Source organism: Sphingomonas sp. PP-CE-1G-424 (assembly GCF_004341085.1).
Taxonomy (GTDB): Bacteria; Pseudomonadota; Alphaproteobacteria; order Sphingomonadales; family Sphingomonadaceae; genus Sphingomonas.
On the sequence record NZ_SLXW01000002.1, the window covers coordinates 687,088 to 700,002 of the forward strand.

Genomic DNA, 12,915 nt, shown 5'->3' on the forward strand with positions numbered 1-12,915 from the left:
GGGTCTTTGCGCCCTGCCGGGCGCGGATGATATTTTATGCGTCCAGGGTCAGACCACCGTTTCCCAACCGCTTGAACAGCTGCCCTGCCTCACCCCGCGCAATTTTCCTGGCGGCCAGCGTAAGGCTGACTGGCGAGTGCATATTGGTGGTCGCCATAAGTTGCGGCGGCAAGGTCACTCGATTGATGCTGCCAGCGAGCAGGTCCTGCGCCGCAGCGGCGACCATACCGTAAACCTCTTCCACGTCGTCGGGGCGCCCCGCCGCGTGGCAGGCAGCGACATACTCGCGGTGAAACGCTGCAAGGGCGGTATCGTTCGGGGCGTGTCGGCTGCTGTTGACCAGCAGGCGGGCGAGAAGGTTCCCGACGCTGGCACGATCAATCTCGGGACCGGTCATCACGCGCGCAAAGCTCTTCAGGCGATCGTTGATGGCCCAGCCGGACTCAAGAAGCTCGGCGAGCACCTCCACGTTTCCGATCTGGGTGAAGCGATGATGCCGTTCCAGCAACGCGGCCAAGACCTGCCGGTATTCCGGATGGGAGATCCCGCCCGGACGATGTCCGGCCTGCACGAACGCCTGCGTCCAGGTGCCTGCCGCGCCCGCCTCCTGCGCGATGGCCCGGATGCCGAGATCGTCGGTGAGAAACGCGCGCTTGGGCTGGAGTGAGGCGAGCAAAGTGTCGTGATAGGCCGGGTCCATGCCCTTGAGCATGTCGAGTATCTCTTCGGTCAGGGCATGGTCGGATTCCGCCGGCACAAGCATCAGCGACCCGGCAAAGTGCAGGGCTGCGGTGGCATCTGCGATCTGCTGCTCGATCGCCTCCTCGGATAGTTCGATGAGGTGATAGCGCTCGCCGTCCCAGCCGAACGTACCCAGCCTTTTGCCACGCTGCGCCTCACGCTCCTCGACGAGTTCACGCAGCACGTCGATCGTCGCCTGCACCACCGCGAGGCGATCGGGCGATTTGGCCAGGATTGCCGTGACCCCCATGCGCGTCCAGCCATAGAGCGTCAGGGGATCGACCACCGTTATGCCTGCGATCGACGCAGTGCGCCCCACATCGAACTCGCCGGGAACCCCGAGCGCGCATTTGAGGCCGAGCGTCGGGTTCTCCGAAAACGCATCCCAGATATCGAACACCGTGGCGCCGCCAAATTTCGCCGCCATCGGCAACGGCAGGATATTCTCCCGATAGAGGGTCTCGATTTCTTGGCCCTGTGCCGCCCGGTCCCTGGCGAGCGCGAACATCTGTTCGAATTTCTCGTCGCCCTTGCTCTCGTCGATCTCGAACGATCCGAACGCAGGATGCCCGGGAAACAGCCCGGGGAAGTCGCGAAGCGTGCGGTGGTGCGCGAACAGATATCGGCTCTGTAGCTCTATCACCTTATGCGACTGGGGGCCGACGCCGACTTTGGCGATCTCGATCGTGTCGTCTAGCTTGAGCCCGATGAGCCGCTTGGCAAAGGGATCCGAAGGCGCGACTTCGCCCCGCTCGACAACCGGGTCCGGAGCCGTCTCGATAACCCGATAGATCACCTCGCCGGTCGCCTCGTTGCGGAGCGTGACACCTGCGCCGGGCCCGATCTCGGCAGGTGCCGCCAGCGCAGCCTGATTCGGCCGGCCGTTGATGATCAGTCCGAGCGCATACCCCAGATGGATCTGCGGATGCTTGTAGCCCGCACGCAGCGCCCGGTAGCCGATGGCGAGCGCCTTGGGGTCATCGCCGAGATACCGGTCGATGACCCTGGCGAAGCTCAACAGTTCACGCGGCTCGCCCGCGATGCCCTCGGGCACCGCCTTGAGCCAGGTCTGGAAGGCGTCGTGGCGCCCCGAACGGGCCAGCAGCTGCATCCAGCCGAGGCGATTCGTGAGATTGTCGTCACGCTTCAGGGCGCGATCGAGAAGGTCGATCGCCGGCTTGAGGAGCCCGACGCGCTCGTAAATGTTCACACCAGCAGAGACGTAGCTCGGTGCCGACCGCAGCGCGGGCGAAAGCGATTCGAAGAGCCGACGCGCGTCCGCGCGCCGGTCCGCGTGGAGGAGTGCGTTGAGCCGCCGGCGTAGCGCCTGACTGTCGGACGTGTCGTGGAGCGGTTCGAACAGGTCCGCCGCCAGCGAGAAATGACCGGCCTCGTACAATGTCTCCGCCGCGTGGATGCGCTCGCGAAGGGACAGGTCGGCAACGGAGAGCGCGCGGATCTCATCGACTATCCGGAGCCGCAGGGGATCCTCTTCGCCCAGATCGTCGAACAAAACCGATCGCAACACGATCGCGTTGGGACTGGCCTCGATTGCTGCTTCAAAGGCCATGCTTTGGTCGGCACCGGCGAGGATCGCCGCTCTCACGCGCAGCGCCTCGATCAGCTGGTCGCGTTCCGAAATCAGCGGCTCTGTGACGGCCTTTGCCGCCAGCCGTTCGCAAAACGCCGCAGCGGACACCGCGTCCTTCAGGATCAGGGCCGCCTGCGTCCGCATGAGCAAGGCATCGAACGACATCTCCGCCTCGGAGACCTGGTCGAGTGCGTCCGCGGCGCTCTTCCAATCCCCGTTCGACGCGAAGCGCTGCGCCGCCCGGAACACGAGGGGATCATAGGTCGGGTTAGTGGCGAGCGCCTGCTCAAGAACGACCATCGCCTCCTCGTCTCGGCCCAACAGGGAGAGCAGACTGACGAGGTTCGCGGCGACGTGCCGGCCCTGGAAGCTGGCATCCCGCTGCGCGAGGATCTCCCACGCCTTGCCATTCAGCTCTGTCGCCTTCTCGACATCTGCCCGAATATCGACTGGTATGACGTGCGTGAGCGCGCGCCCATCCATCGCGACGAGGGGTTGCGAGAGAGCCTCCGCGACCGCGGACAAGGCCCGCCAGTCTTCCGGTGCAAGCGCCAGCGCCTCTTCCGCGAACCGGCGGTGAGACACTTTATCACCGTGCTCGTGCGCCCTGATCGCAAGATGCAGTTTGATCTCGAGATCGTCGAGCAGATCCGGCTGAAGAAGCGCGGTCAGCGCGTCAAGCGATATGTCCTTTGGCGCGGTATCGAGCACGATGCCGGCGGTCCGCGCCGATGTCGGATCCTCCGCGAGCGCGGCACTGGCCAACGCGAACGCTTTCTCGCGATCGCCCTCAAACAAATGGACCACCGCCATCGTTGCGCGCGCGTTGGGGAACTCGGGATAAGCGTCATAGGCCTCGCGAAAAAACGAGATCGCGGTGGTCTCGTCTCCCAGCGCGTAATGGGCATTGCCCTTGCTTGCGAGCAGCCGATACTGGGCGAGCGGGCTCGCCGAAGCGCCTTCCTCCGCGACCAGGGCGTCCAGTCGTTTCAACGCCGCTTTGGGCGAGCCATCGGCGATCAGCTTGCTGACCTCGTTGACGCGCACGGCGAGCTCGTCGGTCCCCGCCTTGTCGTCCCGCAGGCCGGTCACCATCCGCTGGGTCGACTGGAGCATCCGGCTCAACTGCGCGATGTCCTGGCGCTGCTCGACCTTCGAGGACTCAAACGCTCCCACCACATCGACCGGCGCGAAATCCCGGAAATATTTGAGCAGCAGATCCTGATGGTCGGCGACGTAATGACGAAACGTATCCCAGCCCGTAACCCGAACCTCGAACAAGCCTTTTCTGGCATGCTCGGCGGTAATCTCTCTGGCGATCCTTTGGATTGCGACGTCATTGGGTGCCGTCGTCAGAACGATATAGACGTCCAGAGGCGGCTGGAACATGAGCGCTTTTGCGACCTCGTCACGTAGCTCGGCCTCGGTCAGGGCACCGCCGTAATCGGCGTCCTTGCCCTTGCACTGGACACCGGTGAACTGCTTCTCGAGCCGGTTCGTACCAAAGACATCGACCCCAGCCTGAGGTTGGCCGGTCCGCCCGTGGAGGTCCGCATCCGTCGTCTGCCAAAGCCGACGATAGACGTCGAAGGCCAAGCTCTCGAGTTCTTGCCATCGTTTCGGGGCGGGGAGGGCACGCGACAGGACATCGGACATTCCCACTCCATAGATGTTCGCGCTTTGATCTGAAAGGTTGGGGCGTGAATTCGAATCGCAACCGAACTGTCACCGCCAAAAGGTGTTTGGGAATGGCAGCTATCCTGCGTCGGCTGCCCAAAACCTTCCAGGCCGCAACCGGCCCAGCGTCAGTCGTAACGCCAGGCCGCGTCGACAGCTGCCGAACGTCGGCTTGTGAAAAGAGCAGAGGTTCGACCTGTGTGGTGGGGATGACGGGTTTGTCCCAAACTCGGTCATATCACGGGCCGCTCAGCCGAGGACGAACAGACGGCAGCTCTAGGGTTTCGCAAAGCCGTACCTAACAACCGATTCTGGGGGGCGTAGCCGACCGGCCGTTCCCGACCCAGAATACCTCGTCCGCCGGTCCGCACCAGAACGGCCATTCTTGCGGACACCCGCCACTTTTCCTCCGTCAAGCAGACCGGCAGCAGTGTGCCTAGTTGCGGCCGCTAAATTCAACTGGTCGCACGCTAGAAACCAGATGTACCTCGGTATCCATGGTTGGGAGGCGGTGGCACATTGAGTGCGTTGGGGTCGGGCCGTTAGAGAGTGACTCGAAAACAGGTCGCGAGAAGTTATTATGCCGAGTTCCTACCCTCCGCCGTCTCAACTGTGGCAGATGGCGCCACCTGAATTTAACGCGTGGCGTGCGGCAAACGACATTCCCCGGCTGTTTGCCTGGTTCTGGACGATGCTCCCCGGCTTTGAGGACTGGGTCGCGACGTTGCCCTTCGAAGCGGGAGTTCTACACAGGGTCGTTCCGACTGGCGATCTCTTTAAAGGCGAGGTGAGAAAGGTCATTCTGAAGCGCCCCGACGACAATCCCTTGGTCGAGGTTATCGAATGCTTCGATGGATCAGCCGACGAGGCGATCCGCTGGTGGGGCATTCTGCATCGGAAGATAGAGGTCTTGGGATCTTTCGAGCCCTATCTCAAATGGGCCAAGCGGACACTTAAGCGTCACCGGTTCATCCAGTACGACATAGTCAATAATCAGAGGTCGGACGATCTCGTATATACCCGCTGGGAGTCGGGCTTGAACCACGCCAAGGCCTTCCTCCTTGGCTCGTTCGAAGTGTTGAATCTTGGACAGATGCAGCTGGTCGAACGGGTGACGATTGGATCCAGGAATCTCGACTTCTGCAATCTGGACGGACTGATCGTCACCGGCGCCGCGCATGGATCCTATTGGACACATGTCAACTTCAGTTCCTGCAGAGATATGTTGTTCCGGAACGCAGAAATCGCCTTCGTGACGTTCTTTCACTGCAGCATGGAGAAGATCGACGTCCTCCGATCAACGCTGCAGGATTTTTACTTTGATGGTGGAAGCCCCGTGAGGATCGAAGCGCAGGACTCTTTTATATACCGCATGAGCTTCGATCAATGCGGCGTCCAGCCGTTCTTCCGCAATACGGAGGCGAGGGAGTTGGGATTTAAGCCGGCGCGCGCAATGCAACCGGAGATTGTGGCGGGAACCTATCGTCTTCTGCGTGCGATCTTTCAATCAAGCGCCCTGCGCCAAGAGGCTTCCGAAGCCTACTATAACGAGCGCGTCTTCGAGCGGAAATCCTATTCTCATCCATATGGCCGCGACCGGCGGCTCTTTGCCAACGTCCCATACGGCGGGCGCTCATCCGAGGTGATCGCGATGTACCGGAGAGGCTGGCTTTCCGCCCGTCAGATTCCCCGGGAGATTGGACGGACTTACGTCGCAAAGCTCTTGTTGCTGATCTCGCCCAGGGGCCTGCTCGGCTTGGCGAAATACAAGGCGCGATGGCTCGCGTCGTGTCTTGAGTGGGCGGTGTGGGGGTATGGCGAGCGACCATCGCGGATATTTCTGGCGTCGCTCACCGCCATTCTCGGCTACGCGACTTATTACCATCGCTACGGTCTGTTCACGAGAGCTGTAGGGGGCGCTCGGCTGGACTGGTGGGACAGTATATACTTCTCGATGGTGACGTTCACGACCCTCGGGTACGGCGACATATACCCAAGTGTCGCCACACTGAAAATCGCCGCCGCATCCGAGGCTCTCCTCGGAGCCTTTGCCGTCGGCCTCAGCGTCGCAGGTTTTTCCAATCGCTCACGCTATTGAGATGCAGGCTTGCGTCCTGCGTCGAAGCGCCAGAGGTGGACTGCCGGTCAGCTAATTCAATTTGGATGATAACCGTTTGGAACAGACGATCGCACCTGAGGGGCCAAAGGAGTGTTGTGAACGTCCGGGTCTGGGCTATTCCGGACTTTCGAGCACCGCAAAACGGTTGTCTGCGAAGGCTGTGTCTAGCCAAAAGCAATCAGTCGGCTTTGGGCTCAGTCAATCTCGTTCTGTGATGCTGGTCGGACGGGCGCTGATTGACGGCTTTTCATGAGAGCAGCCGTTCGCCATGGCGCATACAATGGCAGATATGTCTCAATTTTCGCCATTCCCGCGGCGCGGCAGGTCGGTCGCGAACCGATGAATGAATGTCGGAAGTTGGGAACGCGGAAAAGCGCCGGGAACGGCGACTTATGGGTCTGCCCGGAAGCCGTAGGGCGAGGCGCGTTCGAAGACACACTCTCTGACGTCTAGCGTGACGATCTAAGCGTCCAATGACTGCAATGGTAAGCGCGAGTATTCCCGTCTCTCCGTCTCAGACAGGCCATATCGGGAGAGAGTAATAGGGGAAAGATTTTACGAAATGGGGTGCCTGCCTGGGACGGATCTCGGTGCGAGCACCCTGACGACTGCACCGCTACAGGTTCGATACCGGGAACTCGCTGATCGTCCTGACCGCCGTTCCCGATCGAGATCGGCCAAAAAACACGCTTGCGTCCGACAAGAATTCAGACGCTAAACTGGCATCCAGCAATCAAAAGTCTGACACGTTCTTCTTGTTTTCGGCGAAATTCGGCTATAGCTTAAATCTTTCCGGACGGGTGTGCGCCGTAATAACGTCAGCGCACGTACAGGGGTGCCCCGATCTGATCTCGCCGTCCGTCTTCGTAGCTGTTTTGCAAACGCTATTTGCAGCGTTGCTGAGCTTAAGCTCGTTCGGCGATCCTGGCTCGACTCACGGGCGCGGGCAGGGTCTGGCCGTCCGCGAGGCTGCGGCGCGGCCTTTCACGCTCAGTGACCGCGCGATCGCCCTCAACGAAGAAGCCGATCGCCCTGACCCCCGGCAGAGCGGTGGTAACGCATTACCGCCCGCCGAGCTGGCGCGTGCCGCAAATCCAAAACCGTCGCGCCTTTCCCCCATTCAGCTCGCTGTACTAGCCTTCGCTGAACGTTCGGTCCGCGCTCACCCCGCTACAGGCCCTCCCGCAGCCTGAAGATGCCTTGCCGCGCCTGAAACGCGCGGCCGGATAGTGCGCCTGTGCCGGCGCACTTGTTTCTTCACGACTACGAACGAGGGTCGAAAATGCTCAATTTCTCCCGTCTGAAGGCGGGGGCGGTTCTGTGCGTGTGCCTTATTGGCATCATGCTCGGGATCCCCAGCCTTATTCCAACTGGTCATCTGCCAGCCTGGTATCCGCAATCCCATGTGAACCTCGGGCTTGATCTCAATGGTGGGAGTTATCTACTCCTCGAAGGTGATACCGCTGATTTGGCGAAGACGCGGATCGAGGCGATGCGTGACAGCGTATCGGGCGCAATGCATAACGGAACGCCGCGTATTGAAATCGGCGACATTTCGACGCGTGGGGGGCAACTCACCTTCGCTGTCAGCAAGCCATCTCAGATTGCCCTCGCTCGCCAGCGTCTGTCGACGATTACCGGCTCTGCGGTTGGAATAACCGGTCAAAGTCAGTGGGACGTCAATGTGCTCGGCACAAACCGCTTCTCGCTCAAGCCGACCGAGGCCGGACTAACCCAGGCCATCGACACGGCCATGAAGGATGCGACCGAAGTCGTTCGTCGCCGCATCGATGAATTAGGGACCAAGGAACCGACGATCGTCCGCCAAGGCGCGACACGAATTGTCGTTCAGGTTCCGGGTTTGGAGGACCCACAGGCGCTAAAGAAGCTTGTCGGGACAACTGCCAAGCTTGAGTTCAAGCTGGTCGACCAAACTGCGAACCCCGCTGATCTCGCTAAGGGCATCGCCCCGGTTGGTAGCCAGGTTCTGCCATATCCCGACAATCCGCAAGGTGTGCCCTTTGTAGCGTTAAAGCGCCCGGTGGTGATCTCAGGCGAGCAGGTTGCGGATGCGAGACAGGAGTTCGATCCACAGACCAATGCCCCCAACATTGCGATCACGTTCGACGCGGAGGGAGGCCGGCGATTTGCGAAGGTGACATCCGAAAACGTCAACAAGCCGTTCGCGATCATCCTCGATAACAAGGTAATCTCGGTTGCCAACATCAACGAGCCGATTCTTGGTGGCCGGGCATCGATCGCGGGCAACTACACGGTTCAGACTGCAAACGACCTCGCGATCGCGCTGCGATCTGGCAAACTTGCAGTGAACTTGAAGATCGTCGCTGAAAGCACTGTTAGTCCCGACCTTGGACATGACTCGGTCCGTGCAGGCGTAATCGCAAGCGTTGTTGCGGCGGTTGCCGTAATCCTGTTTATGCTCGCTACGTACGGTCGGTTTGGTTTGTATGCGAACATTGCCGTAGTCATCAACGTCTTCGTTATCCTGGCGGTAATGGCATTTCTAAAAGCGACGCTGACCTTGCCCGGCATCGCTGGCTTTGTGCTGACGATCGGCACTGCGGTTGATGCAAACGTGCTGATCAACGAACGCATTCGTGAAGAGCGGCGACGCGGGCGTAGCGTAATCCAGTCGGTCGAGCTGGGCTACAAGGAGGCAAGCCGGACCATCTTCGAGGCGAACGTGACGCATGCCATTACCGGCGTGATCATGCTGCTACTCGGCTCGGGTCCGGTGAAGGGCTTCGCGGTCGTGCTGCTGATCGGCATCTGCTCGTCGGTGTTCACCGCCGTCACGTTCACGCGGATGATGGTCGCGCTGTGGCTGCGGAAGAACCGCCCCACCACAATCAATATCTGAGGCGGGAGAATATCATGCGCCTACTGAAACTTGTACCTGACAACACCAACCTGAAGTTCGTCTCGCTTCGTAAATGGGCGTTCGGATTAACGCTCATGCTGTCGCTTATCGCTGTCGGCCTCGTCACCTTTCGGGGCCTTAACATGGGCGTCGATTTCGTCGGGGGCGTCCTGATGGAGCAGAACTTCAAGACTGCACCATCGATCGAGGCCGTCCGTTCCGAAGTCGACAGCCTTGGGGTTGGCGAAGCATCGATCCAGTCGTTCAGTGATCCCAAAACGCTTTCGATCCGTCTGCCGCTACCGAATAGCGGCGGCGAGGAAGCGACAAACCGGCTCGTAAAGAAGGTGTCAGACGATCTGGCGATCAAATTTCCTGGTGCGACATTCTCCAAATATGACACGATTACAGGCAAGGTTTCCGATGAGTTGATTACCCGAGGTGTTCTGGCCGTTGGTCTTGCGATCCTAGGCATCGCGCTGTTCACTGTGGTGCGGTTCGAGTGGCAATTCGGCGTCTCGACCGTCGTCGCGATCGTCCACGATCTATTGATGACACTCGGCTTCTTCGCGCTCATGCGGAATGATTTTGAGGTCGACCTTAACATCGTCGCGGCGGTGCTGACGATCATCTCGTACTCGATCAACGACAAGATCGTGATCGACGATCGTATCCGCGAAAACATGCGCCGCTATCGGAAGATGGATATGCGCGATATTATCGACCTGTCAGTGAACGAGACGCTGCCGCGCACCGTAATGACATCGGTGACCATCCTGCTGGCCTTGGTTGCCATGCTGATCCTGGGAGGGCACGTGCTGCGAGGGTTCACCGCGGCAATGATCCTAGGCATCGTTGTGGGGACGTACTCGTCAATCTACGTGTCGTCGTCGCTCCTGATTACGCTGGGGCTGCGGGCCGATCCTGCACCGCGCAAGGGTGGCCTGCCGGATGGCGCGGAACGGGTTGGTCCAAAGGTAGAGCGCGAATTCGATTGAACGCACAATTCTGAGCAGTGTGAAGCTCGAGAACCCCTCGGATGCCGTCTAGGATGGGTTTCTCGGGCCACTGCGGCTTAGAGACGTCATCGTATGCGGTCTTGGTATCGGAGGCGCAGGTAGCCTTTCCGACGGGGATCGCCATTCCAAATCGCCATCGTTTGCGAGCAACCTTGCTTTAGCGGACCCTAGTGATCCGCTGCATGAACGAGCGTCCGAAGTAAGGGTGCGGAAAGGGCCGGCTGAACGTCCACTAGTGGGTCTGGCCGGAAGCCGTAGGGCAGGGCGTGTTCGCCCAAAGCCTGAAGCCCAGCAGCGTTGAGCCGCAACCCGAACCCGGCCGCTCGTTCCTGCGAGTGACGTACGTTTCGGCGAACTCAGCCAGCCGCTATGGATGGCGTGAATCGAGAATATGCCGGTTTCTACATATGGGTCGATACCTACGCAAACCGTCTACGGGAGTACGGAACGATGGGCAGCACATCAAAGAGCGTTAGCAGCCTTGCAGCCGGCGGAGTACTGATCGCACTGGCGTCCATCGCGGGCTGCGACTCGTCTAGAGACGCCCGTGCAGCTGCTAAAGAACCTAGCGCAGCGCGGGCTGCAACGCCAACGGTAGGGATGGTTCCGGTTACGGCCAGCGCGGCTGTCGCAGAGGCTGCCGCCCACCCGACGCAGGCCGTCCCCGCCGCCAGCAAATTGGCGGACGACACGCTGTGCGACGCCGGCGAGACGCCCTTCTTCTTTTGCGATCTCGGTGCCAAGCGCGTGTCGGTGTGCGGCGGCGGATCGGGTGCGGTCTATCGCTACGGAACGCCCGGCAAGGTGGAGTTGACCTCGCGCAATCTGACATTCGCCAACCGTGGCTATTCGGGGGGTGGTGAGTCGCAGATCACCGCCAAGAATGGTGAGTACACCTACACCGTATACGATAGTACTGTTCGCACCAGGTTCGGGGACAGCGGCAACGATCCGGAACTTTCCAGCGGGCTAGTGGTCTCGCGCGGGAAGCGCCCGATTTCGTCTAAGGTGTGCAAAGGCAAGTCGTCGATAACCGGGGATGCGGCACACGTGATTGCGGCGGGCAACTTCGCCGATAACTAAGCCGAGCGGCATACGGTGCTTCGGAGTGCTGGCGCTCACCTTGACGAGACTCGCCTGCGCGTCTGGTGACGCCCAATGCCGGACGCTTGGGCCACAAATCAGGGTTCCCGAACGCGGTCATTCGTCAAGGTTGATTTTCGCATCGGTCACTCGTGATGCGAAAATCAAAAGGTTTGCATCAACTATCGGCTCAAGCTGACGGTCGGCAGCCGCACAACAACGGAAATCTCGAAGGCTTTCAGTTGATCGCGAAGGCGGGCATAGTAGAATGATGTTCATTCTAGCCGCCCTTCTTGCCGCTCAGGTAAGCAGTCCAATGCTAGGCGCCTATGACCAGATAACGCCGAAAGTGGCGGCAACACGAATTGTGCGGTGTGGGGTCGGTCCTGTGACGGTCAGGTCGGACGAGGCGATCGAGGAGGATGTTCTCGTGGTGGTTGCAAAAGGCGCAATCACCGATGAACAGATTGCCTGTATTGCAAAAGCAGCCAGCTTCTATGACGTCGAGCTCCCGCGCGATGCTCAACCGCGACTGGAAGCGATCACAAAGGCGAAATCTTTGGCGCTCGTGAAAGCTGAGGGGAGGAGATGGCTGACCACGCACCACCTCCTTGGCAAGCTGCCCCAGTATGAAGCTGGGGTCACGGACGACGACAGCTTTGCCCGCAGTGTAGAGGAGCTCTGCGGTGCAAGCGGCGCACTGCACTCACAATTTGGCGTCCACGCACTCAACCCCGCGTGGGCAAATCAGCAGCAAGGTCCGCCTAAGGAGGATGGGCCACTCGCTTGCGTAATCAACGCCGCGTGGGCCTCGGGTTTTGAGTTTGCCTTCATCGGAAACGAGCAAGCGAAGCCGTAGCGACTGAGCAAAACCCCGCTTTGCCGGGCAAAGCGGATAAACGGCAAACCACAGTTTTTCGTCGTGCGTCTCCTTTCCAGCGCATCGTCCCGAAAGCGGCTGTTCCGCTTTCCTTTCCAAACCGGACATTAGGAGGGCGCCGCGGAGTTGAGGTGGCATCAGGCCCTCTGAGTGGGGTCGCGTTCGATTCGGCGGCATGGTCGTTACGCCAACTGGCGATCAACCGGGTTTACCTAGCCTCATGCCAAGGGGGGGCGAGAGCAATGCTCTCGCCCAGAATGTCAGAGCTTCAGTTCACTGGCTCCGCTCTTTTTCGAAGCCGCAGCACTGAGAGCTTTGCCCGACTGTACCCGCTTGAAGCTTTCTGCATCAGCCATCGTAATCTTAGCGATGTTCGACGTGACGCCGACGCGAAGGTACACATGCTCGTTGAGATCGGCTGGGGTGGTGTACTGTGGGATCGGGCCGTTCATCGCCTTAAACATGCCTTTTGAGGCACCATACTTTTTCCGCATAACGGCATTTAGATCAGCGGCGCTTCCTGAGTATGGCATGGTGTATTCGACGCTATTAAGCAAATAGCCCGAGGATTGCAGCGTGAAGGTGACCATTGCGTAGCGGCCAGCTTTGTCCTCGTACCGCTGGGTACACGACATCCCGCTTCCAGAGGTAAAACGATTTCGAACCATCTCAGCTACCGCGGCGTCGAAAGTGCCAGCATTCGTGCACTGGTCCCATGCCTTAACCAAGGCAAAGCCTTCACCGGCCATAGAACGCTGAGCAACCGCCGGCGTATCATTCACTTTTAAACCAAGTACGCTGAGGCGGGCATCAGTACCGCCGTCAGCGGGGGCAGCCTGCGCTGCATAGTCACCCACTCCTGCGGAAGAGCAGGCAGCAAGAGCTGCGAATACACCGAGAGCAAACAAACGACTCACTTAATCA

7 protein-coding genes are annotated in these 12,915 nt (G+C 59.9%); 5 read left to right on the plus strand and 2 right to left on the minus strand.

The genetic code is table 11. From position 1 onward, the window contains the following. Positions 1–34: 34 nt before the first annotated feature. The gene (locus C8J43_RS08275; protein WP_133030467.1) at positions 35–3,988 is read right to left on the minus strand and encodes a tetratricopeptide repeat protein; all 3,954 of its coding nucleotides are present in this window, start codon (positions 3,986–3,988) and stop codon (positions 35–37) included. Positions 3,989–4,628: 640 nt separating this feature from the next. On the opposite strand from C8J43_RS08275, the gene C8J43_RS08280 reads away from it, so the two are divergent. The 5 genes from C8J43_RS08280 (at position 4,629) to C8J43_RS08300 (ending at position 11,970) form a co-directional block, all read left to right on the plus strand. Then, positions 4,629–6,107, plus strand: coding sequence for a potassium channel family protein (locus C8J43_RS08280; RefSeq protein ID WP_165899575.1), 1,479 nt, complete (start codon positions 4,629–4,631; stop codon positions 6,105–6,107). Positions 6,108–7,410: 1,303 nt separating this feature from the next. Further along, a complete protein-coding gene (gene secD, locus C8J43_RS08285; protein WP_133030469.1) occupies positions 7,411–9,009 on the plus strand; it encodes a protein translocase subunit SecD in 1,599 nt (532 codons plus the stop codon). Positions 9,010–9,023: 14 nt separating this feature from the next. Then, the gene (secF, locus tag C8J43_RS08290; RefSeq protein ID WP_133030470.1) at positions 9,024–10,007 is read left to right on the plus strand and encodes a protein translocase subunit SecF; all 984 of its coding nucleotides are present in this window, start codon (positions 9,024–9,026) and stop codon (positions 10,005–10,007) included. A gap of 621 nt (positions 10,008–10,628) precedes the next feature. Further along, complete coding sequence (locus C8J43_RS08295; RefSeq protein WP_133030471.1) at positions 10,629–11,111, plus strand: hypothetical protein; 483 nt, start codon at positions 10,629–10,631, stop codon at positions 11,109–11,111. 268 nt (positions 11,112–11,379) lie between these two features. Beyond that, positions 11,380–11,970, plus strand: a complete 591-nt coding sequence (locus tag C8J43_RS08300) for a hypothetical protein (protein ID WP_060525123.1) — start codon at positions 11,380–11,382, stop codon at positions 11,968–11,970. A gap of 281 nt (positions 11,971–12,251) precedes the next feature. Here C8J43_RS08300 and C8J43_RS08305 read toward each other — a convergent pair whose 3' ends face one another. Then, positions 12,252–12,908 carry a hypothetical protein gene (locus C8J43_RS08305; RefSeq protein ID WP_133030472.1) on the minus strand — a complete coding sequence of 219 codons (657 nt, stop codon included), beginning with the start codon at positions 12,906–12,908 and terminating at the stop codon, positions 12,252–12,254. Positions 12,909–12,915: the final 7 nt, after the last annotated feature.